The sequence below is a fragment of the Lapillicoccus sp. genome, assembly GCF_046595215.1.
Taxonomy (GTDB): domain Bacteria; phylum Actinomycetota; class Actinomycetes; order Actinomycetales; family Dermatophilaceae; genus Lapillicoccus.
This window is the reverse complement of record NZ_JBKJPP010000151.1, coordinates 1-21134: the sequence shown is the minus strand read 5'-3', so window position 1 is coordinate 21134 and position 21134 is coordinate 1. Positions and strand designations below refer to the sequence as shown.

The window sequence follows — 21134 nt, the reverse complement described above, 5'->3', positions numbered from 1 at the left end:
CGGCCGCGACCTCGGCGACGACCGCGTCGAATCGGGAGAACAGCTCGACGCCGCTCTCGCCGCCGGGGATCCGCGCGTCGACGTCGCCGTCGGCCCAGCGGTAGAGGACCCCGAGGTAGGCGTCCCATCCCCGCCCGGGCGGCGTCATCTCGTAGTCCCCCGCCTGGATCTCGCGCAGCCCGGCCCGCATGACGGGCCGCAGCCGCCGGTCAGCGGCCAGCGGGGCCGCCGTCTGGTGGGTGCGGACGAGGTCGGAGACGTAGATGGCGTCGAGGGGCTGCTGCTCGAGCGTGTCGACGAGCTGCTCGGCCTGCGCACGGCCGGTGTCGGTGAGGTCGGCACCGGGGACGGCGGTGTCGAGCAGGCGGGCCACGTTTGACGAGGTCTCGCCGTGCCGGATGAGGAGGAGGCGCACCGGGTCAGGCTAACCGCGGCCCGCTCCCCTGCTGCAGTGCGTCCGTGACACGTCCGGGCGGTCAACCGGGGGACAGGAGGAGACGCGCGGCGACGGCCGCCGCGACGACGAGCAGGCCTCCCAGCAGGACCAGCCCGTCGGCCGCGCCCCACGGCGCCGGCCCGGCCCAGGTGCGGCGGGTCGCTGCGGCGAAACCCCGCGCGTCCATGGCGAGCGCGAGCCGCCCCGCCTGCCCGAGGACACTGACGAACAGCTCGAAGGTCACCGCGGCGAGCTCGCGGAAGCGACCCGCCCACGACCGGCCGGCGCCGACCCCCCGCACCCGTCGTGCGAGGGTCAGCTCCGACCACAGCCGCCCGAAGGACTGGAACCGTTGCAGCGCAGCCGTCGCCGCGACGACGGGTCGGGCCGGCAGGTGCAGGCGTTGGGCGAGGTGGTCGCCCAGGGCGTCGGGGTCGACGAAGGGCATGAGGACGATCGAGGGCACGACGATCGCGAGCACCCGCAGCGCCGCACCGGCCGCGATCTCGAGGTCGTGGCCTCCCAGCAACCAGGCCGACCACCCGACGCCGAGGACGCCGAGCAGGGCGGGGGCGATACGCACCAGCACGCCGCGCAGCCGACCCCCGCGCACCAGGACGCCGCGCAGCCGGCCGCCGGGTCGCCTGCCCGCGCGCTCGTCAGGCCGGCGCGGAGCCCAGAGGGCCATGACGGCGAGCACGCCCTCGACGGCGAGCACCGTGAGCGCCTGGCGCCAGGTGTCGAGCAGACCCGGCAACGGCAGGACCAGGAGACTCGCCAGGACCAGCGCGAGCGGCCCGGCCCGAGCGGCCAGGGGCCGAGTGCTGCGCTCGGGTGCAGCACTGCGCTCGGGTGGCGAGGACTGACCTCCGGACGTCTCAGGCGTGCGCGTTTGGGGCACCAGGGTGAGGGTCGTGTCGGCCCGGACCCGCACCCCGTCGTCGTGGGTGGTCACGACCAGCGCCGACCCGGCCTCCCTGACCGCCAGCAGCACGCCCATCACGGCCGCCCAGGTCAGTCGGTCCTGGCCGACGGTCGGCTCGTCGGCCAGGACGATCGCCGGCTGGTGTGCCACGGCTGCAGCGATCGCCAGCCGACGTTGCTCACCTCCGGACAGCTGACGGGGGTCGACCTGCTCGAGACCCGCCAGGCCGAGCCGCTCGATCAGCAGGGCAGCCCGCTCGCGGGCCACCGCGTCGGCGAGCCCGACGGCCCGCGGGGTGGTCAGGACCTCGTCCAGCACCGTCCGGGCGATCACCGTGCTCGCGGCCGACTGGGGCACCCAGGCAACGGCCCGGGCCAGCTCGACGGACGGCCACGACGACGGCGACGACGACGGCTCTCCGGACCCCAGCGACGGGTGGACGCCCACCTCGCCCGACGTGGGCGCCACCAGTCCGCCGAGCACACGCAACAGGGAGGACTTCCCTGAGCCGCTCGGGCCGACGAGGGCGACGGCCTCCCCCGCGCGGACGTCGAGATCGACGCCCCGGAAAGCGGTCGTGATCCGGGCGGAGCCGTTCAACGGCCGGGAGGTATGCCGCAGCGTCACGTCGCGCGCGGACACCACCACCGCCCGGCGCGGGACTACCGACGCCGCATCGGGCAACCCGGTGTCGAACAACCCGGTGTCGAACAACCCGGTGAGGTCCAAGGCCTCCGGGTCGGGGAACCCCGGCACCCAGATGCCCTGGGCGAGCAGGAGCTCGCCCTGCTCGGCGATGATTTGACGCGGTGGTCCGTCCGCGACGACCGCCCCCGCGGCGTCGAGGACCACGACTCGGTCGACGAGATCGACCCACGGCTCGAGCCGGTGCTCGACGACGACCAGCGTCAGCCCGCGGGCGCGCACGACGTCGTCGACGACCCGGCGCACCCCCTCGGCGTTGTCGCGGTCGAGCATTGCCGTCGGCTCGTCGAGCAGCAGCACGGTCGGCGCCATCGCGAGCGCCCCCGCGATGGCCAGCCTCTGGTGCTCGCCACCGGAGAGCGACGACGTCGACGCCTCCGGGTCCATCTCCAGCCGCACGGCCCGCAACGCCTCCGCGACGTGCGTGGGCATCTCGCCCCGCGGCATACCGACGTTCTCGAGGCCGAAGGCCACGTCGCGGCGCAGGCTGGACGCGACGACGCCCGCGCCCGGGTCCTGCAGGACGAGGCCGACCCGTCCCGGCGCCGCCTGCGGGCCGGAGCCGTCGATGTCCACCGAACCGGACAGGTCGCCGGCGTCGGCGGTGAGGAGCAGACCGGCCAGAGCTCTCAGGAGGGTGGACTTGCCCGACCCGCTCGGTCCGACGAGGAGGACCCGTTGCCCCGCGTGGATCTGCAGGGAGAGGTCGTCGAGGACCGGGCGGGCACGTCCGTAGGGGCGCCACGTGAGGTGCGAGACCTCGATCGCGGCGCCCCCGCGCCCTCCCGCGTCGGGCCGGTTCAGCCGGCCCTGCTGGCCTCGCGCAGCTCCTGGCCGGGCGGGAAGGCCTGGAGCGCCCCGCCCGCGGCGAGCGCCCGGGTCAGCGCCCACGACAGCAGCCCGGCAAGGACGGCCCCCGACGCCGCGAGCAGCCCGAGGTAGGCGAGCTTGTAGTCCCAGGCCCAGTCGGTCCAGTAGCTGTACCACTCGAACACGGCCTCGAACGCCCCCGACAGGGCGCCGGCCAGCGCCGCGGCGAGCGGGCCGAACGAGCGGTAGGCGAGGATCGCGAACCCCAGCTCGACCCCGAGGCCCTCGATGGCGCCGGACCAGAAGGTCGCGGCGCCCCACTGGGTGCCGACCAGCATCGAGACGACGGCAGCGAGCAGCTCGGCGAAGAACGCCGCCCCCGGCCGCCGGATGATCAGCCCGCCGACGACGCCCGCCATGAGCCATGGCCAGTTGGTCAGCGCGCCCAGGGGCGGAAAGCCCGTGGAGATGGCGGTGTTGGGGCCCGCGTAGGCGATGCCCCACGCCCAGTAGACGACCCCGAAGGCGACGCCGAGGAAGGCGCAGGTGATCAGGTCGATGGTGCGCCAGCGGCGGAGGGGCGCGGTGGCGAGGATGGTCCTGCCTGCACGGGCTGCGTGCTGCAGCCGGTCAGGGGGTCTCGTGCTCATGATGTGCTTCTTTCCCGTGGTGTCCGGCGTTCCGGTGGATACCTCGGGGAGGTGCCCTCCCGGCATACCTCGATGGGGGTATGCCGGGAGCACACCTGAGATCTCCCGACTCCCTTCGCCGGTGCTAGCCGGAGCAGGTTCGAGGGTCTGCGGCGGACCGCACTCTCAGCGCTGTGGGGCGCTCCCCTGTCGTTCGTGAAGTGACTTTACCCCCACCGCCGTGGAAGAGTCGGTGGGTATCACGACCCGAGCGACTGGAGGACCCTCAGATGGGCTCGTTGGCATGGAAGGTGCTCGGCACCGGCGCGGCAATCCTGGCCGGCACCGTGGCGAACAAGCTGGTGAGCAAGGGCTGGCAGGTGGCGTCGGGGCACCCGGCTCCCAACGACCCCAACAACCTCGACGAGGTCGACTGGAAGGAAGCGCTGCTCTTCGCGGCGATCACCGGCTTCGTGGTCCAGGCAGCGCGGGTCGCAGCCGAGCGCAAGGCCGCGCAGTACTACGCGAAGTCGGCCGGGCACCCGCCCAAGAAGTTCCTCAAGAGCTAGCCGGGTCCAGGTGCGGCTGGGGCGTTCCGCAGGCCAGGTCAGGGCCAAGGCCGCAGGAGGTGGCTCAGCTGTGAAAGCGGAGCATCGCCCCATTCGGCCCGTTCCGCTGTCGTGGTCTGGCGCGTGGCGGACCACCAGGTCATGGAGCGGTTCACGGGCAGGGTGAGCATCGCGGCCGCGACCAGGTGGTCGAGCTCTGCAGGGGTGACCACGTCGCTCCAGACCTCGGCGTAGGCCGCAAAGACCGTCCGCCATGGGTGGTGCGTCCGGCGGGTGAGCCATGCCCACAGTGCCCCGAGGACCTCGGGTGCGGCGGCCCACTGGGCGTCCCCGAAGTCGAAGAGGCGAAGGCAGCCGTCCACGACGAGCACGTTGCCGGGGTGCAGGTCCCCGTGGTTGACCGTCGCGGGCAACGGGGACTGCGCCAGTGCAGCAGCGGCGTCGACGACCGACGGCCGGACGGCCCGGAACTGCGTGAGCTGGCCTGCCGTGACGTGCGAGGGGTGCCGCGGGTCGAGAGCGGCATACCGGGCGAGGAGGGCGTCGAAACGCTCGGGCACGGTCCCTGGCGAGCAGTCGTGCACGCCGGTCGACAGCACCTGCTCCCGCGCGCCGGCGGCGCGGCGCTGCACGTCGCCGGCCTCCTGCACGATCGCGCACCATTCGGCGAGCGTCGGCTCGTGACGCGCGGCCAGGGTGTCGCCGCGGTCCCAGGTCAGCATCCAGCCGCGCGAGTCCTCGACGGCGATGGGGGTCTCGACGCGGCCGGGGGCCAGCTCGGCAAGCAGCTGCTGCAGGGCAGGCTCAAACGACAGGTCCGGGCAGTTGGCCTTGAACCAGACCCGGCCACCGCTGGTGGGCACGACCCAGTGGGTGGACCACGGCCGGATGCGGCGCTGCTCCGGCGGGCCGACCGGACTCAGCGCGGCTTCCTGCAGCCTCGCAAAGATCCATCGATCGGCCTCGGCACGCCAACCGGGCTCGCTCACCAGAACGGAGAACGCCACGCTGCCACCCGGCTAGTCCGAGGCGCGGTAGGCGCGGAAGTTCTGCATCCGCACCACGGCCACCGTGCCCGTGCCCGCGATCAACCGGACCCGCGGTCGAGGGGTCAGCGCGTCGAGCGGCCCGAGGTCGGCGCACGATCCCTCCGCGGAGCAGACCGTCGACGCGCCGGTGAGCTGCACGAACACGGTGGCGCCGGCGATGGTGATGGGCCTGCCGTCCGACAGGTCCTCGATGCGGACCCGCGCGCTCATCCGGTTGCGCTTGGTCATGACATTGAGCATGCGGACCGGTCCGGACGTCGGGCGGGCCAGGGTCCGCGCCTCGCCGTCGAACGCGAACGGCTCGTGGGGTCTCATCTGGTGGTCGTGGCCGTCGACGGTGAGCCCCAGACCCGCGCCGTCGATCACCGTGGCCGTGCGCTCGACGCCCGGGAAGGTCGAGAACTCCGCGTCCTCGGTCACCTCGGCGACGCTGAGCCGCCAGACGAAGTCCGGGCCAACCACGCCGAGGAGGCGCTTGGCCACCTCACGGGTCGAGCCGCGGCCGTTGCGCCACCTGGTGGCGGGGCGGTCGTCGAAGCGGACCAAGCCGAGCGTGTCGTCCGGCACGTCAGCGCATGGGGGTGAGGTCGAGAAGTCGGGCGAGAGGCACCCCTGGACGATATGCCAGGTGGAGGTGCGACGGGGCATCGAGGACGGTCAACCCGGGGCGTGTCCCCAGGGCGATGCGACCGATGTCTCGCCGGCGCAACGAGGCCGCGGCCCCGACCGTCGCCGCCCGCAGCGCCTCCGCCGGGCTGAGCCCCATCTCCCGCACGGCCACGGCGATGACGAACGGCATCGACGAGGAGTAGCAGGTGCCCGGGTTGCAGTCCGTGGCCAACGCGATCGAGACCCCGGCGCGGAGCAGGGCGCGGGCGTCGGGATAGCGCGAGCGGGTCGAGAACTCGACGCCGGGCAGCAGTGTCGCGACCGTGGCGCCCGCCGTGCCGGCCAGGGCGTCGACGTCGGCGGACGAGAGGTGGGTGCAGTGGTCGACGCTCGCGGCGCCGAGCTCGACGGCCAGCTGGACGCCGGGGCCGTGGCCGAGCTGGTTGCCGTGGACCCGGAGCCCGAGCCCGGCTGCGGCGCCTGCCGTCAGGATGGTCCGGGCCTCCTCCGCGGTGAACGCGTGCGGGCTGTGCGGCTCGCAGAAGACGTCGATCCAGCGGGCGAAGTCACCGGCGGCAGCCAGCATCGGGCCGGTGACGAGGTCGACGTATTCGTCTCTGCGAGAGCGGAACTCTGGCGGCACCACGTGGCCCCCGAGGAAGGTGACCTCGTCGGTGACCTCCCGGGCCAGCCGCATCGCCCGCGTCTCGCCCTCGAGGGTGAGCCCGTAGCCCGACTTGATCTCGACCACGTTGGTCCCCTGCGCCCGCATTTCCGCGACACGGCCGCGGATGAGGGCGCGCAGCTGGTCGTCGGTGGCCCCGCGCGTCGCGGCCACCGTCGTCGCGATCCCATCCCCGTCGTATGCCGTGCCGGTCATCCGGGCGGCGAACTCCGGCCCGCGGTCGCCGGCGAAGACGAGGTGCGTGTGCGAGTCCACGAAGGCGGGGACGACGGCCCGGCCCCCGAGGTCGGTGCGGCTGTCGGCAGCGGGTGCCTCGGCCGCGGGTCCGACCCAGAGGACCTCGTCGTGCTCGTCGACGACGACGGCAGCGTCGTGGAGCAGTCCGAGCCCCTCCGTGTGGTCGGCACCATCGGTGGTGTCGTCGAGGGTCGCGAGCTCACCGATCCCGGTGACGAGCACGGTCACCCGTCGTCCCGCAGGACGTCGAAGGCGTCGCGGAAGAGCGGGGCGATCGGGCCGAGCCGCAGGTGCTCGCGACGCTCGACGACGAGACGCCCACCGACCATCACGGTGTCGACGTCGGCCGCGGTGGCGGAGTAGATGATCTGGCTCGCCCTGCTGCCGACGGTGCGCACGGTGTCGTCGCGGACGACGACGAAGTCGGCGAGGGCGCCGGCCGCGAGGACCCCGCCCCCGAACCAGCCGAGGCTGCGGTAGCCGTTGGCGCTCGCCACGCGCAGCAGCTCGTGCGGGGTGAACCGGCCCCGTTCGAGGGCCCGGAGCCGCTCGTGCATCTCCAGGCCGCGCATCTCCTCGAAGGGGTCGATCACCGCGTGCTGGTCGGAGCCGAGGGTCAGGCTCACCCCGGCGTCCGCGAGCTCTCGTGCAGGACCGATCCCGTCACCGAGGTCACGCTCGGTCGTGGGACAGAACGCGGCCTGGCTCGACGCGCGCCCGAGCAGGTCGATGTCGCCGTCGCTGAGGTGGGTCGCGTGCACGGCTGTGAGGTCCGGCCGCAGGACCCCCGCGTCGTCGAGCAGCTGGGTCGGCGTGCAGCCGTAGAAGACCTCGCAGGCCATGTTCTCGGCCGGCTGCTCGGAGAGGTGGATGTGCAGCGGCTGGTCCTCGATGAGCCCGGCGGCCGTCTTGAGGTCGTCGCGCGGCACGGCCCGCACCGAGTGGATCGCGGCACCGAGCCGCACGTGGGCGGCGGCGCGACGGGACGACATCCGCTCGTGCCAGCTGTCGATCGAGCCGTCGGAGAAGCGCTGCTGGACGGCGTCCGGGGCGAGGTGGCCGTCCCCGGTCAGCCCACCGGCGAGGTAGCACGTGTCGAGCAGGGTGATCCGGATCCCCGCGTCGGCCGCAGCCTGGGCCAACGCCTCGCCCATCGCGTTGGGTTCGGCGTATGCCGTGCCACCGGGGCCGCGGTGCACGTAGTGGAACTCCCCCACCACCGTGATCCCGGCGAGGGCCATCTCGGCGTAGGTCGCCCGCGCGAGCGCGAGGTAGGTCTCCGGCGTCAGCCGCTTCGTCACGGCATACATCTGCTCGCGCCAGGTCCAGAAGTTGCCCGAGCCGCCGTGGGTGCGCCCGCGCAGCGCGCGATGGAAGGCGTGGCTGTGGGTGTTGGCCAGGCCGGGCAGGACGACCCCGGGGAGTCGCACATCGCCGGGCCCGGCGTGGGCCTTGGCCTCGACCTTGGCGAAACGGTCGCCCTCGATGGTCAGCCGCACCGAGGTGGCGAGTCCCGTAGGCAGCCAGGCGTGCTCGGCCCAGTAGGTCGTCATGAGGCCTCCGTCAGGTCGGCCAGGACCCGGGTCAGGGCCGCGACGCCGGCATGGCAGTCGGCCCGCTCGGCGTGCTCCTGCGGTGAGTGGGACACCCCGGTGGGGTTGCGGACGAAGAGCATGGCCGACGGGATGCCGTGCGCCGAGAGGATGCCGGCGTCGTGGCCCGCGCCGGTGCCGAGGACCGGTGTCGACGGGCCGAGGGTGTCGGCGAGCCGTCGCACGAGGTCGGGCGCGAACCGGGTCGCCCCGGTCCAGGACTCTTCGGTCAGCGTCGCGCCGCGGGCCTGCGCGAACGCGGCGAGGTCGACGACCGCCGCCCGGACCGCACCCTCGTCGGCTCCCCGGGCGTCGAGCCAGCCGGTGACGTGGCTCGCGATGGCATTCACCCCGTTCGGCTCCACGCGGATCTTGCCCATCGTCGCGACGCAGCCCCGCGCGGTGGCGACCTCGCGTGCGGCGAGGACGGCCTCGGCATACCCGAGCATGGCGTCGCGGCGGTCCTCGAGGCGGGTCGTGCCCGCGTGGTTCGCGGTGCCGGGCACGTCGATGCGCCAGCGCCCGTGGGGCCAGATGTCGGAGCCGACGGCGACGGCTGAGGTGGCGGGGTCGAGGTGGGCGAGTGCGCGGCCCTGCTCGACGTGGAGCTCGACGAAGGTGGTGACCCGGCGGAGCGTCTCGTCGTCGCGGCCCAGTGCCGTTGGGTCGCGGCCGAGCACCTGCAGCGCCTCGGCCATCGTCAGGCCGTCGCCGTCGCGCAGGCCCAGGGCACGCTCTGCCGGCAGCGCCCCGGTGAGGACCCGCGAGCCGGCGCAGGCGATCCCGAAGCGGGCGCCCTCCTCGTCGACGAAGCTGACGACAGCGACCGGGACGGCGGGAGTGAGCCCGGCCGCGCGGAGGCCGTCGATGGCCGCCAGCGCGGAGACGACCCCGAGCGGGCCGTCGAAGGCGCCGCCGTCGGGCACCGAGTCGAGGTGGGACCCGACGGCCACCCCGCCGCTCGTGCCGTCGGCCCGGACCACGTCGGGGTCTCCCCACCAGGCCCACTGGTTGCCGGCGCGGTCCTCCACGACGTCTTGGCCTCGGGCGGCGCACTCCCCGGCGAACCACTCCCGCAGGTGGGCGTCCTCGTGGGTCCACGCGAAGCGGCGGTAGCCACCCGTGCGGGCGTCGCGGCCGACCTGCTCGAGCGCCGCCCACATCGCGTCGAAAGAGCGCCCAGCGTCCGGCAGCTCGGTGGCCCTGGCGACCGACGTGCCGGACGCACGGGGGGACTCAGGAGGTCGCACGGTCATTGAACCAACCTTAAGGCTCTCGGCCGGGGCCCGCGGCGTCCAGCCGGGCGGACCATCTCGCTCGGGGCCGGCGCTCAGGGTCTCGCTCCTTCCCGCATCGGGATGCGCACGCCACGCTCGCGGGCGACCTCGTCGGCGCGGTCATAGCCGGCGTCGACGTGCCGGATGACGCCCATACCCGGGTCGTTGGTGAGCACCCGGGCGAGCTTCTCGGCGGCCAGCGGTGTGCCGTCGGCGAGGGAGACCTGGCCGGCGTGGATCGAGCGGCCGATGCCGACGCCCCCGCCGTGGTGGATGCTGACCCAGCTCGCGCCCGAGCTGGTGTTGACGAGCGCGTTGAGCAGGGGCCAGTCGGCGATGGCGTCGGAGCCATCGAGCATCGACTCGGTCTCGCGGTAGGGGCTGGCGACCGATCCGCAGTCGAGGTGGTCGCGGCCGATGACGATGGGCGCCGCGACCTCGCCGCGCGCCACCATGTCGTTGAACTTCAGCCCCGCCACGTCGCGCTCGCCGTGCCCGAGCCAGCAGATCCGGGCCGGCAGGCCCTGGAAGGCGATCTTGTCCCGTGCGCCGCGCATCCACTTCTGCAGGCGGTCGTTGTCGGGGAAGAGATCCATGACGGCCGCGTCGGTGGCATGGATGTCCTTGGGGTCACCGGAGAGCGCCACCCAGCGGAACGGGCCCTTGCCCTCGCAGAACAGCGGCCGGATGTAGGCCGGCACGAACCCGGGGAAGTCGAAGGCCCGCTCGTAGCCCCCCTGCCGGGCCTCGTCACGGATCGAGTTGCCGTAGTCGAAGACCTCGGCGCCCCGGTCCATGAAGCCGACCATCGCCTCGACGTGCCGCGCCATCGACTCGCGCGCCCGGTCGGTGAACTCCTCCGGCTTCTTGTCGGCGTAGTCGTGCCAGTCCTCGAGGCCGATGCCGACGGGCAGGTAGGACAGCGGGTCGTGCGCGGACGTCTGGTCCGTGACGATGTCGATCTCGACGCCGCGGCGCAGCAGCTCGGGGAAGACCTCGGCGCAGTTGCCGACCACCCCGATGCTGTATGCCGTGCGGCTCGCCCTCGCCGCGAGGGCGCTCGTGACCGCGTCGTCGAGGTCGTATGCCACGGTGTCGAGGTAGCGGTGCTCCACCCGGCGCTCGAGGCGGGCGCGGTCGACGTCGACGACGAGGCAGACCCCGTCGTTGAGGGTGACGGCGAGCGGCTGGGCGCCGCCCATTCCGCCGCAGCCACCGGTAAGGGTCAGGGTGCCCGCGAGCGTCCCGTTGAAGCGCTTCTCGGCGATGGCCGCGAAGGTCTCGTAGGTGCCCTGGACGATGCCCTGGGTGCCGATGTATATCCACGAGCCGGCCGTCATCTGCCCGTACATCGTCAGTCCCAGGTGTTCGAGCCGGCGGAACTCGGGCCAGTTGGCCCAGTCGGGGACGAGGTTGGAGTTGGCGATCAGGACGCGCGGCGCCCACTCGTGGGTCTGCATGACGCCGACGGGGCGTCCCGACTGCACCAGCATCGTCTCGTCGGGACGCAGCGTGGTGAGGGTGCGGACCATGGCGTCGAAGGAGGGCCAGTCCCGGGCGGCCCGGCCGGTGCCGCCGTAGACGACGAGGTCGTCCGGGCGCTCGGCGACCTCCGGGTCGAGGTTGTTCTGGAGCATCCGCAGGGGGGCCTCGGTCGTCCACGACCGGGCGGTGAGGGTCGTGCCGCGGGCGGCGCGGACGGGGCGGGCACCGTGCATGGTGGGTCTCCTGGGTGTGCGATGGGTCTCCTGGGTGTGGGGTCGCTCAGGCGAGGGGGCCGGTGACCTGCTCCGCGGCATACCGGGCGGAGCCGGTGGCGACGAACCGGACGGCAGCCTCGATCTCGGGGGCGAGGAACCGGTCGGGCCCGGGGCCGGGGGTGCTCGCGCGCAGGGTCCGGATCACGGCATGCGTCGCGGGGGCCGGTGTCAGCGGCGCGCGCAGCTCGATGCCCCGGGCTGCCGTGAGGAGCTCGACGGCGAGGACCCGGGTCAGGCCGTCGACGCTGCGGCGCAGCTTGCGGGCCGCGGACCAGCCCATTGAGACGTGGTCCTCCTGCATGGCGCTGCTGGGGATCGAGTCGACGCTGGCCGGGTTGGCGAGGCGCTTGAGCTCGGAGACGATCGCCGCCTGGGTGTACTGCGCGATCATGTGGCCCGAGTCGACCCCGGGGTCGTCGGCGAGGAACGGCGCCAGGCCGTGGCTGCGACCCTGGTCGAGGAAGCGGTCGGTGCGCCGCTCGGAGATGCTCGCGAGGTCGGCGGCGACGATGGCAAGGAAGTCGAGGACGTAGGCGACCGGGGCGCCGTGGAAGTTGCCGTTCGACTCGACCCGGCCGTCGAGGGTGACGACGGGGTTGTCGACGGCGGCGGCGAGCTCCCACCCGGCGACGCGGGCCGCGTGGTCGACCGTGTCGCGGACGCCGCCGGCGACCTGCGGGGAGCAGCGCAGCGAGTAGGCGTCCTGGACCCGGGGGCAGTCGTCGGTGTCGTGCGAGGCGCGGATCCCACTGTCGCGCAGGAGGGCCCGCAGATTGCCGGCCGAGGCGGCCTGGCCCGGGTGCGGACGCAGCGCCTGCAGGTCGGCGGCGAAGACGGTGTCGGTGCCGAGCAGCCCCTCGACGCTCATCGCCGCGGTGATGTCGGCGGTCGTCAGCAGCATCCGCAGGTCCGTGATCGCGAGCACGAGCATGCCGAGCATGCCGTCGGTGCCGTTGATGAGGGCCAGGCCCTCCTTCTCCCGCAGCTCGACGGGGGCGATCGCGTGGTCGCGCAGGGCGGTTGCCGCCTCGGTCAGCTCGCCGTCACGGGTGCGCACCGGGCCCTCGCCCATCGCCGCGAGCGCGCAGTGGGCCAGCGGGGCGAGGTCACCGGAGCACCCGAGCGAGCCGAACTCGTGGACGACCGGGGTGATGCCGGCGTTGAGCATCGCCGCATAGGTCTGGGCGGTCTCGACGCGGACGCCGGTGCGGCCCGTGGCCAGGGTCGACAGGCGGAGGAGCATGAGCGCCCGGACGACCTCCCGCTCGACCTCGGCGCCCGACCCGGCGGCGTGCGAGCGGATGAGGCTGCGCTGCAGCTGGGCGCGCATCGCGGCGGGGATGTGCTTCGTGGCGAGGGCGCCGAAGCCGGTGGAGACCCCGTAGTGCGGCAGGGCGTCGTCGGCCAGCCCCTCGATGATGGCCCGGCTGGCGCGGATGCCGTCCAGCGCCGCCGCGCCGAGCTCGACGCTCGCGTCGTGGCGGGTCACCTCGACGACGTCGTCGAAGGACAGGGCGCCGACGCCCACGGTGACCGTGGCGGGGTGCCCTGCCGGTGCCGGAGGGAGCTGGGTCTGCGTCATGCCTCCATTGGAGCGGGTGCAGGCCGGTCCTGCGCGCCCGACGTCGGCGATTGTGTCTCGCATCCGAGACGTGGCTACTGCGCGATCGGGTCGCGGCCCTCGTGCGGCGCCTCGCTCAGGCTGGGGATCCGCCGCAGCGCGAACGCCGCCACCAGTGACACGCCCATGAGCGCCCCGACGACGAGGACGACCTCACCCCAGCCGCCGGCGGTCCACGCCAGCCCGGAGAGTCCCCCGAAGACGGACGAGCCGAGGTAGTAGGCGAAGAGGTAGTACGACGACGCCTGCCCGGTGCCGCCCCCGCCGAGGTGGGCCCGCGCCGAGACCCACCCACTTGCCACGCCGTGGGCCGCGAACCACCCCGCCGTCATCAGCGCGATCCCGGCGACGACGAGGGGCAGCGGCGCGGCGAGGGTCACGACGAGCCCGGCGCTGCCGACGAGCACCGCCATCGGCATGACCGCCCGACGGCCGATCCGGTCCGCGAGCCGTCCGGCATACGTCGAGGAGACCGACCCGAGGGCATAGCTGAGGTAGACGAGGCTGGCGACGCCGAGGCCGAGGAGGTAGGGCGGCGACGCGAGCCGGAACCCGAGGGCGTTGTAGGTGGCGACGAACGCGCCCATCCCGAGGAAGGCGAAGACATAGAGCGCGAGCAGGGCCGGGTCCGTAAGGATCTGGCGCGTCGACTCGCGTGCATGGGCGAGGCCGGACGGCGCCCGCCGGAAGTTGCGCGAGGGCGGCAGGGTGAGGCGGACCACGATGGCGCAGCCGAGGCCCAGCAGCCCGATCGCGCCGAGCGCCCACCGCCAGCCGGCGACGTCGCCGACGCCGCCGGCGAGGAGCCTGCCGAGCATCCCGCCGAGCGCGGTGCCGCCGATGTAGAGCCCGCTCGCCCGCCCGTGCGCGTCGGCGTGGACCTCCTCGCGAAGGTAGGCCATCGCCACCGCCGACAGCCCGGCGAGGGCGACGCCCTGCAGCCCGCGCAGGACGAGCAGCACGGGCCAGCTCGGCGCGAGGGCGCAGAGCAGGCCGATGACGCTCGAGGCCAGCAGCGACGCGTGCATCAGCGGCGTCCGGCCGAGGACCTCGGTGACCGGGCCGACGACGAGCAGCGCCAGCCCGAGCCCGAGGGTCGCGGCCGAGACGCTCAACGCGCTCTGGGCGGCGGACAGGGAGAAGCGCTGGGCGAGCTCCGGCAGGAGGGGCTGGGTCGAGTAGAGCTGCGCGAACGTCGCGAGGCCCGCGGCGAACAGGGCCGCAGAGATACGCCGGTACGCCGGGTCGCCCGGCCGGTGCCCCGGTCGGTGCCCCGGCCGGGACGGCTCGGTCTGGCGCTCTGACGACACCCGCCCTACGGTGCCACCCGGACGGCGTCGCTGCGAGACTGCGCGGTGTGACGAATGCCCCAGCCGCCGCCCGGGCGCTCGAGGTCCTGGGACTGCTGTCACGGCATACCGAGCCGTTGCCCGCGGCGGCGATCGCCCGGCAGCTCGGCCTCGCGCGGTCCTCGACCTACCACCTGCTCGCCGTCCTGCAGGAGCACGGGTTCGTCGTCCACCTGCCGGAGGAGCGGCGCTACGGCCTCGGCGTTGCGGCGTTCGAGTTGGGGTCGGCCTACTCGCGCCAGGCCCCGCTGCAGCGGCTGGCCCGCCCGATCCTCACCCGGCTCGTCGACGAGACCCGGCACAACGCGCACTTTGCCGTGCTGCACGGCAGCGACGTGCTCTACCTCATCGAGGAGCGCGCGCCGCGACGCCCGTCCCTCGTCAGCGACGTCGGCGTGCGGCTGCCCGCGCAGCTGACGGCGAGCGGGCTGGCGATGCTGGCCGGGCTGCCCGCGGCACAGGTGCGCGCGCTCTATCCCTCTCGCGACGCCTTCGTCCAGCGACAGGGCTGCGGGCCGACGTCCCTGGCCCAGCTGCGCTCGCTCCTCAGCGGGGTGCGCGCGCGGGGGTATGCCGTGGAGGAGGGCACCGTGACGCCGGACTTCTCCTCGGTGGCCGCGGCGGTCCTCGACCACCGTGGTCACCCGGTGGCGGCGTTCGCGCTGACGTTCGAGGGGGCCGGGGTCGTCGCGGCAGAACGGCTGCGGCTCGCGACGGCGGTCTCGGCGAGCGCCGACGCCCTCTCTGGCCGGCTCGGTCGCGGCCGAGCCCCGGGGTGAGACGAGCCCGGCGGTCCGGATCCGTCGGCCATTCCGTAAACCGGGTGACCCCGGGGAGTCCGGCTGCGAAAATGCGAGGGTGACTGCTGCGCTGCGGAACCGGCTGGAGGCCTACTACGACACGGTGCCGCGGGGGGCCTCGGACATCGAGGAACACGGTCCCCTCACCCTCTTCGTGGCCCTCGACAGCTGGCCCTACTACGCCCGGCCACGACTCGACGGCACGCCGCGGCGGAGCGGCCCGGACCAGATCACGGCCGACGACGTCCGGGCCGTCCTCAACCGGCAGCGCGAACTGGGCGTCCCGCGCGCGCTCGAGTGGGTCCACGAGACGACGCCGACGCTGTTCTCGGCCGCCCGGGCGGCCGGGATGCGGGTCGAGGAGTGCCCGCTGCTCGTCCTGGTCGGCGAACCAGCGGCTCGCAGCCGCGACCTCGGCACGTCTGACGTGGACGTGCACGTCATCGCGGCCGACGACGCGGAGCTCGGACTGGTGTACGCCGCGATCGCAGTCGGCTTCGGCCACGCCGGGACCGGTGTCGGCGTGGCCTCCGTCGCGGAAAGGGATGCTGAGGCGGCAGCCGACCCGGACGCCGCCGCCCGGACCGCTGCCGGGATCGCCGCCGGCCGCTCCGTGCTCGTGGGGGCCGTCGACGCGCAGGCGGGCCCGGTCGGAGGGGGCAGCCACAACCCCCGCGGCGGGGTCACCGAGATCGTCGGGGTCGGGGTGCTCCCCGCCTTCCGGCGGCGCGGCATCGCCGGGGCCGTGGCGGCGGCCCTGGCCCGGGAGGCGCTCGCCAGCGGGGTGACGACGGTGTTCTGCGGGGCCCAGGACGAGGACGTGGCCCGGATCTATGCCGCCGTGGGGTTTCGCCGGGTCGGCACCGCCTGCATCGCCGAGGCCGACTGACCCCGCAGGCGTGGGGTTGACCCCGCGACGTGGGGTTGACGCTGAGTCAAGGGGGTTGACGCTGCCTGCAGGCGGCGTCAACCCCCTTGACTCAGCGTCAACCCCCAGGCCTGCGGCAGGATGGTCCACACATGACCGTCACGGCGATCGTCCTCTGCGGTGGCGGGTCCGTCCGCTTCGGTGCTGACAAGACCCGTCAAGTCCTCGGCGACTCCACGGTCCTCGAACACCTTGTGGACGCCCTCCCCCTGGACTGGTCCGTCGTCGCTGTCGGCACGCCACGACCCCTCGCGCGTGAGGTCACGTGGACCCGGGAGGACCCACCCGGCGGTGGCCCGCTCGCCGGCATCGCCGCCGGGATCCGTGGCGTCACCGCCGATGTCGTCGTCGTCATCGCCGGGGACATGCCCTTCGCCGGACCGTGGGCAGCACGTCTCGTCGACACCCTGGAGGCCGACCCGGCCACCGGCGCGGTGACCGCCCGCGACGGTGACCAGCGCGCCAACCCGCTGTTCACGGCATACCGGACGGACGCCCTGCGCGAGGCGCTGCCGCACGACCCGTCGGGTCGCAGCGCCCGGCTCCTCTTGGAAGCGATCGCGCACGAGGGCCTGCTGGTCCCCGACGAGGAGTCGCTCGACGTCGACACCCCCGAGGCCCTCGAGGCCGCCCGCCGTAGGCTCGGGCCATGAAGGCCATTACCCTCCCTGTCCCCGGCGACGCCGACGCGCTCGTCCTCGCCGACGTCGCTGCCCCGACCGCCGGTCCCGGTGAGGTCGTCGTGGACGTCGTCGCCGCCGGCGTCAACCGGGCGGACGTCATGCAGCGGATGGGGCATTACGACCCGCCGAAGGGCTCCTCGCCCCTGCCCGGGCTCGAGGTGAGCGGCCGGATCTCGACGCTCGGCGACGGCGTGGACGGGTGGCAGGTGGGCGACGAGGTCTGCGCGCTGCTGACCGGCGGTGGCTACGCGGAGCAGGTGGCGGTCCCGGCCGGCCAGCTCTTCCCGGTGCCGCAGGGAATCGACGTCGCGCACGCCGCGGCCCTGCCGGAGGTGACGTCGACGGTGTGGTCCAACGTCTTCATGACCGCGAACCTCAAGCCCGGCCAGGTCCTCCTCGTCCACGGCGGGTCCTCCGGCATCGGCACCATGGCGATCCAGCTCGCCCGCGAGGTCGGAGCCCGCGTCGCCGTCACCGCCGGGTCAGCCTCAAAGCTCGAGGTATGCCGTGAGCTGGGGGCCGAGATCCTCGTCAACTACCGCGAGGAGGACTTCGTCGAGAAGGTCCGTGGCGCGTCCGACGGCCACGGCGCCGACGTCATCCTCGACAACATCGGGGCGAAGTACCTCGCCCGCAACGTCGAGCTGCTCGCCGTCAACGGCCGGCTCGTCGTCATCGGCCTGCAGGGCGGGCGCACCGCCGAGATCGACCTGGGGACGATGCTCGCCAAGCGGTGCGCCCTGATCGCGACGACCCTGCGGGCGCGCCCCGCCGACGAGAAGGCGGCGATCGTCGCGGCGGTCCGCGAGCACGTCTGGCCGCTCATCGTGGCGGGGCGGGTGCGCCCCGTCGTCCACTCGACCTATCCACTCGAGCGGGCGGCCGACGCCCACCGCGAGCTGGAGGCGTCCACCCACATCGGCAAGATCCTGCTCACCTTGTGACCCGCCTGGGATGCGCCCGAGGTCCGACCGGGCCGGCACATCCCGCCCCATGTCCGGCACCCGCCACGGACAACCACCCGTTGCGACCATGCCGTGGGGTCCGCCGAAGGTCCATGATGGACATGGCTGCCCGTGTGGTCCCGACGCCGTCGGGCCACCCTGCCCCTGTGGTAGCCACCGGGCGGCAGGGGTCCGGCGTTGACGTCGGCCCCTGCCGTTCCCGGCAACTCGGTTCCGGCGATGGGGCAGGATGGGCGCATGACGCAGGAGCAGGACAGGCAGCAGGGCAGACAGCAAGGCGCCGACGGGGACGACCAGCAGCGGGTCGTTGTCGTGACGCAGGACGGCATGGGCGTCTCGCCCGCGAAGGGCGCGGCCGACGGGGCGACGGACCCGAGCGATCTCGTCGAGCAGCCGGCCAAGGTCATGCGGATCGGCTCGATGATCAAGACCCTCCTCGAGGAGGTGCGCAACGCGCCGCTGGACGAGGCCGGGCGCACGCGCCTCGCCGAGATCCACAAGCGCTCGATCCAGGAGCTCAAGGCGGGTCTGGCGCCGGAGCTGGTCGAGGAGCTGGACCGGATCGCCCTCCCGTTCAGTGGGGCCGCGCCCTCGGACGCCGAGCTGCGGATCGCCCACGCCCAGCTCGTCGGCTGGCTCGAAGGTCTCTTCCACGGCATCCAGACCGCGCTCTTCGCCCAGCAGATGGCCGCCCAGCAGCAGCTCCAGGGCATGCGCCGGGCCCTGCCGCCCGGACACCCGGCCGCCGGGCAGGCCGAGCAGGACGGCCCCGGAATGCCCGCCCCCGACCCGGGTCGTCCCGGCGGGCCGGCCGGGTCGACGGGGCAGTACCTCTGACCGGCTGTCCTGCGGAGGCGACGTCCGAGGCGATCTCAGGCGGTCAACGCCACGAGCTGCGTTCACGCGCCGAGGGCACGTAGTCCCGGTCCCACTGGTTGAACGGCCGGGCCAGGCGGTAGCGGAAGTCGGCCTGCAGCTCGAGCACCACCACGGCCCCGTTCGCGGGGTTCCGCAGGGCCTCGAAGTACTCGACGCTCCAGTGGAACCAGCGCATGCAGAACAGCCGCATGGTCAGGCCGTGGGTGACGATGAGGAGGTTGCGCGGCGCCGAGTGCGTCTCGAAGTTGCGGAACATCGACTCGAGGAACGTGCTCACCCGGTCGTAGACGTCCGAGCCGGACTCCCCCTGGGTGAAGCGATAGTAGAAGTGCCCGTACTCGTCGCGCCGTGCCTTCTGTGCGGCCACGTCCGCCGGGTCCTGGAAGTTGGCCCAGTCCTGCTCGCGCAGCCGCGGCTCGAACCGGACGTCATCGAGCCCAACGCCCAGGTCCAGGGCCTCGATCGTCTGTTTCGACCGGATGTAGGGCGACGCATACACCATGACAGACTCCCCGTCGAGGAGGTCCCGGAGTCGCTGCCCGGTCGCCGCGGCCTGCCGAATCCCCCTGTCGGTCAACGAGAGCGCGTGATCGGGCACCGTCTCGTAGACCGTGTCGTCGACATTTCCCTCCGACTCGCCGTGACGCACGAGGATGATCCGCGACGGTCTGTTCTCGAGAGCCACCCCGTCACCCTAGCGAAGCCGGGCGGGCACCGTCCCGGCTCCGGTATGCCGTCAGATCGCCTGTGCGGCGGCCCTGCCGGCCGTGCGGCCCGAGAAGAGGCAGCCGCCGAGGAAGGTGCCCTCGAGCGAGCGGTAGCCGTGCACCCCGCCGCCACCGAACCCGGCGACCTCCCCCGCGGCATACAGGCCGGGGACCGGTTCTCCGCCGCCGCCCAGGACGCGTGCGGCGAGGTCGGTCTCGAGCCCGCCCAGCGTCTTGCGGGTGACGATGCCCAGCCGGACCGCGATGAGGGGACCGTGTGCCGGGTCGAGGAGCTTGTGGGGCCTGGCGGTGCGGATCAGCCTGTCACCGCGGTATTTCCGCGCGCCGTGGATCGCGGTGACCTGGGCGTCCTTGCTGAAGTCGTTGTCCATCTGCCGGTCGCGCTCGACGACCTGCCGCTCGATCTCCGCGGGGTCCAGGGGCGCCTGCGGCGTCAGGGCGTTCATCTTCGCCACGAGCTCGACGATCGTCGTAGCGGTGACGAAGTCCTCGCCGTGGTCGAGGAACGCCTGCAGCGGCGCGGCGAGGCCGGGCCGGGCCCGACCGAGCACCTGGGGGATGGACTTGCCGGTGAGGTCGGGGTTCTGCTCCGAGCCGGAGAGGGCGAACTCCTTCTCGATGATCGTGCGGGTGAGGACGAACCAGGAGTGGTCGTGGCCGCTGGCGCGCAGGTGGGCGAGGGTCCCCAGGGTGTCAAAGCCGGGGAAGAGGGGTGCGGGCAGCCGTCGCCCGGCCCCGTCGAACCACATCGAGGACGGGCCGGGCAGGATCCGGATCGCGTGCCCGGGCCAGATCGGGTCCCAGTTGCGGATCCCTTCGACGTAGTGCCACATCCGGTCGCGGTTGATCACGCTCGCCCCTGCGCCCTCGGCGATGGCGAGCATCCGGCCGTCGACGTGGGCGGGCACGCCGGTGCCCATCGACCCGGGCGGCAGGCCGAGCCGGGCCGGCCAGTGCGTGCGGACGAGGTCGTGGTCGGCCCCGATGCCTCCGGTCGTGAGGACGACCACCTGCGCCGACAGGTCGATGTCGCCGACCACGTCGCGGTTCGTCGGGACGCCACGCTGCTCGGATGCCGGGGCGAGCACCGTGCCGCGGACCCCGGTCACGGCGCCGTCCGCGACGACGAGCTCGTCGACCCGGTGACGGAAGGCAAAGGTCAGCAGACCGGCGCGTTCGGCCTCGATCGCCTTGCGCACGAACGGTTCCAGAACTCCCGGCCCGGTCCCCCAGGTGATGTGGAACCGTGGGACGGAGTTGCCCGGCCCTGCGGCGTCGCCGGCCCCCCGCTCTGCCCAGCCCACGACGGGGAACCAGCGCATGCCCTGCTCGTGCAGCCAGGACCGCTTCTCGCCGGCCGCGAACTCGACGTAGGCGCGGGCCCAAAGTCCCGGCCAGTGGTCCTCGGGGCGGTCGAACCCGGCCGTCCCCAGCCAGTCCTGCCACGCCAGCTCGACGGAGTCCGTGATCCCCATCCGGCGCTGCTCGGGGGAGTCCACGAGAAAGAGCCCGCCTAGTGACCAGAACGCCTGGCCGCCGAGGTTGGCGCGCGACTCCTGCTCGAGGACGAGCACCCGCTTGCCGGCAGCGGTCAACTCGGTGGCGGCGACGAGCCCCGCGAGCCCGGCGCCGACGATGATGGCGTCGGCGCCCGTCATGCCAGGGCGCTCACCTGGGCGACCAGGTCGGGCACCTTCTCGAAGGCGCCCTCCTCGTGGACCCCGGCCAGGCCGACGATGACGTGCTGGGTGCCGATGGCGCCCAGCCGACCGAACCGCTCCACGACCTCGTCAACGCTCTCCTCGGCGAGGTTCACCCGGCTGATCACCGTCTTCTCGATGTCGCCATAGTCGCGGCCCACCGCCTCGCAGTGCCCGCGGATCACGTCGTACTTCGCC

19 protein-coding genes, 1 pseudogene and 1 riboswitch are annotated in these 21134 nt (G+C 73.5%); of the genes and pseudogenes, 6 read left to right on the top strand and 14 right to left on the bottom strand.

What is annotated here, in order from left to right:
- From ACLL9L_RS13410 to ACLL9L_RS13400, 3 genes are all read right to left on the bottom strand, one after another.
- On the bottom strand, nt 1-415 hold a 415-nt coding region (locus tag ACLL9L_RS13410; protein WP_411285160.1), incomplete at its 3' end, for a histidine phosphatase family protein.
- 61 nt (nt 416-476) lie between these two features.
- Entirely contained in the window at nt 477-2957 is a 2481-nt protein-coding gene (locus tag ACLL9L_RS13405; protein ID WP_411285159.1) for an ATP-binding cassette domain-containing protein, read from the bottom strand.
- Nucleotides 2867-3526 carry an ECF transporter S component gene (locus ACLL9L_RS13400; RefSeq protein WP_411285158.1) on the bottom strand — a complete coding sequence of 220 codons (660 nt, stop codon included), beginning with the start codon at nt 3524-3526 and terminating at the stop codon, nt 2867-2869. The genes ACLL9L_RS13405 and ACLL9L_RS13400 overlap by 91 nt, the downstream gene beginning before the upstream one ends.
- 93 nt (nt 3527-3619) lie before the next feature.
- Nucleotides 3620-3724: riboswitch (TPP riboswitch) on the bottom strand.
- Nucleotides 3725-3795: 71 nt separating this feature from the next.
- Between ACLL9L_RS13400 and ACLL9L_RS13395 the strand changes: the two genes are divergently transcribed.
- On the top strand, nt 3796-4074 hold the full coding sequence (locus ACLL9L_RS13395) for a DUF4235 domain-containing protein (protein ID WP_411285157.1): 279 nt from the start codon (nt 3796-3798) through the stop codon (nt 4072-4074).
- Nucleotides 4075-4112: 38 nt separating this feature from the next.
- On the opposite strand, the gene ACLL9L_RS13390 is transcribed toward ACLL9L_RS13395, so the two are convergent.
- The 8 genes from ACLL9L_RS13390 to ACLL9L_RS13355 form a co-directional block, all read right to left on the bottom strand.
- Complete coding sequence (locus ACLL9L_RS13390) at nt 4113-5081, bottom strand: phosphotransferase family protein (RefSeq protein ID WP_411285156.1); 969 nt, start codon at nt 5079-5081, stop codon at nt 4113-4115.
- Nucleotides 5082-5093: 12 nt separating this feature from the next.
- Nucleotides 5094-5690 (bottom strand): HutD family protein, encoded by a 597-nt coding sequence (locus tag ACLL9L_RS13385; protein WP_411285155.1) that lies wholly within the window; start codon nt 5688-5690, stop codon nt 5094-5096.
- Nucleotide 5691: 1 nt separating this feature from the next.
- Nucleotides 5692-6882, bottom strand: a complete 1191-nt coding sequence (gene hutI, locus ACLL9L_RS13380; RefSeq protein WP_411285154.1) for an imidazolonepropionase — start codon at nt 6880-6882, stop codon at nt 5692-5694.
- Entirely contained in the window at nt 6879-8207 is a 1329-nt protein-coding gene (locus ACLL9L_RS13375) for a formimidoylglutamate deiminase (RefSeq protein ID WP_411285153.1), read from the bottom strand. Before ACLL9L_RS13375 ends, hutI begins: the two co-directional genes overlap by 4 nt.
- Nucleotides 8204-9409, bottom strand: coding sequence for an allantoate amidohydrolase (locus ACLL9L_RS13370; RefSeq protein WP_411285161.1), 1206 nt, complete (start codon nt 9407-9409; stop codon nt 8204-8206). Before ACLL9L_RS13370 ends, ACLL9L_RS13375 begins: the two co-directional genes overlap by 4 nt.
- A gap of 167 nt (nt 9410-9576) precedes the next feature.
- Entirely contained in the window at nt 9577-11241 is a 1665-nt protein-coding gene (gene hutU, locus ACLL9L_RS13365) for a urocanate hydratase (RefSeq protein WP_411285152.1), read from the bottom strand.
- Between the two features lie 46 nt (nt 11242-11287).
- Nucleotides 11288-12865 carry a histidine ammonia-lyase gene (gene hutH / locus ACLL9L_RS13360; protein ID WP_411285151.1) on the bottom strand — a complete coding sequence of 526 codons (1578 nt, stop codon included), beginning with the start codon at nt 12863-12865 and terminating at the stop codon, nt 11288-11290.
- A gap of 74 nt (nt 12866-12939) precedes the next feature.
- Entirely contained in the window at nt 12940-14214 is a 1275-nt protein-coding gene (locus ACLL9L_RS13355) for an MFS transporter (protein ID WP_411285150.1), read from the bottom strand.
- Nucleotides 14215-14261: 47 nt separating this feature from the next.
- On the opposite strand from ACLL9L_RS13355, the gene ACLL9L_RS13350 reads away from it, so the two are divergent.
- The 5 genes from ACLL9L_RS13350 to ACLL9L_RS13330 all read left to right on the top strand — a co-directional run bounded on the left by ACLL9L_RS13350 (nt 14262) and on the right by ACLL9L_RS13330 (nt 18466).
- Nucleotides 14262-15032: an IclR family transcriptional regulator gene (locus tag ACLL9L_RS13350; protein WP_411285149.1), complete on the top strand. Its 771-nt coding sequence runs from the start codon at nt 14262-14264 to the stop codon at nt 15030-15032.
- A 79-nt stretch (nt 15033-15111) separates the two neighbouring features.
- Entirely contained in the window at nt 15112-15942 is an 831-nt protein-coding gene (locus ACLL9L_RS13345) for a GNAT family N-acetyltransferase (protein ID WP_411285148.1), read from the top strand.
- Between the two features lie 131 nt (nt 15943-16073).
- Nucleotides 16074-16634, top strand: coding sequence for a molybdenum cofactor guanylyltransferase (locus ACLL9L_RS13340; protein WP_411285147.1), 561 nt, complete (start codon nt 16074-16076; stop codon nt 16632-16634).
- Complete coding sequence (locus ACLL9L_RS13335; RefSeq protein ID WP_411285146.1) at nt 16631-17608, top strand: NAD(P)H-quinone oxidoreductase; 978 nt, start codon at nt 16631-16633, stop codon at nt 17606-17608. The genes ACLL9L_RS13340 and ACLL9L_RS13335 overlap by 4 nt, the downstream gene beginning before the upstream one ends.
- A gap of 258 nt (nt 17609-17866) precedes the next feature.
- Nucleotides 17867-18466, top strand: coding sequence for a bacterial proteasome activator family protein (locus tag ACLL9L_RS13330; protein ID WP_411285145.1), 600 nt, complete (start codon nt 17867-17869; stop codon nt 18464-18466).
- 43 nt (nt 18467-18509) lie between these two features.
- On the opposite strand, the gene ACLL9L_RS13325 is transcribed toward ACLL9L_RS13330, so the two are convergent.
- The 3 genes and pseudogenes from ACLL9L_RS13325 to ACLL9L_RS13315 all read right to left on the bottom strand — a co-directional run.
- The gene (locus tag ACLL9L_RS13325; protein WP_411285144.1) at nt 18510-19193 is read right to left on the bottom strand and encodes a histidine phosphatase family protein; all 684 of its coding nucleotides are present in this window, start codon (nt 19191-19193) and stop codon (nt 18510-18512) included.
- A gap of 51 nt (nt 19194-19244) precedes the next feature.
- Nucleotides 19245-20894, bottom strand: a complete 1650-nt coding sequence (locus ACLL9L_RS13320) for an FAD-binding dehydrogenase (protein ID WP_411285143.1) — start codon at nt 20892-20894, stop codon at nt 19245-19247.
- A pseudogene (locus ACLL9L_RS13315) lies at nt 20891-21134 on the bottom strand (hypothetical protein); the annotation flags it as partial. The pseudogene ACLL9L_RS13315 and the gene ACLL9L_RS13320, both read right to left, overlap by 4 nt.

What these genes read in the sequence shown, in the direction of transcription:
- ACLL9L_RS13400 (WP_411285158.1), bottom strand. Translation starts at nt 3,526, where the DNA reads ATGAGCACGAGACCCCCTGACCGGCTGCAGCACGCAGCCCGTGCAGGC.
- ACLL9L_RS13395 (WP_411285157.1), top strand. Translation starts at nt 3,796, where the DNA reads ATGGGCTCGTTGGCATGGAAGGTGCTCGGCACCGGCGCGGCAATCCTG.
- ACLL9L_RS13375 (WP_411285153.1), bottom strand. Translation starts at nt 8,207, where the DNA reads ATGACGACCTACTGGGCCGAGCACGCCTGGCTGCCTACGGGACTCGCC.
- ACLL9L_RS13370 (WP_411285161.1), bottom strand. Translation starts at nt 9,409, where the DNA reads ATGTGGGCGGCGCTCGAGCAGGTCGGCCGCGACGCCCGCACGGGTGGC.
- hutU (WP_411285152.1), bottom strand. Translation starts at nt 11,241, where the DNA reads ATGCACGGTGCCCGCCCCGTCCGCGCCGCCCGCGGCACGACCCTCACC.
- hutH (WP_411285151.1), bottom strand. Translation starts at nt 12,865, where the DNA reads ATGACGCAGACCCAGCTCCCTCCGGCACCGGCAGGGCACCCCGCCACG.
- ACLL9L_RS13340 (WP_411285147.1), top strand. Translation starts at nt 16,074, where the DNA reads ATGACCGTCACGGCGATCGTCCTCTGCGGTGGCGGGTCCGTCCGCTTC.
- ACLL9L_RS13335 (WP_411285146.1), top strand. Translation starts at nt 16,631, where the DNA reads ATGAAGGCCATTACCCTCCCTGTCCCCGGCGACGCCGACGCGCTCGTC.
- ACLL9L_RS13330 (WP_411285145.1), top strand. Translation starts at nt 17,867, where the DNA reads ATGACGCAGGAGCAGGACAGGCAGCAGGGCAGACAGCAAGGCGCCGAC.
- ACLL9L_RS13320 (WP_411285143.1), bottom strand. Translation starts at nt 20,894, where the DNA reads ATGACGGGCGCCGACGCCATCATCGTCGGCGCCGGGCTCGCGGGGCTC.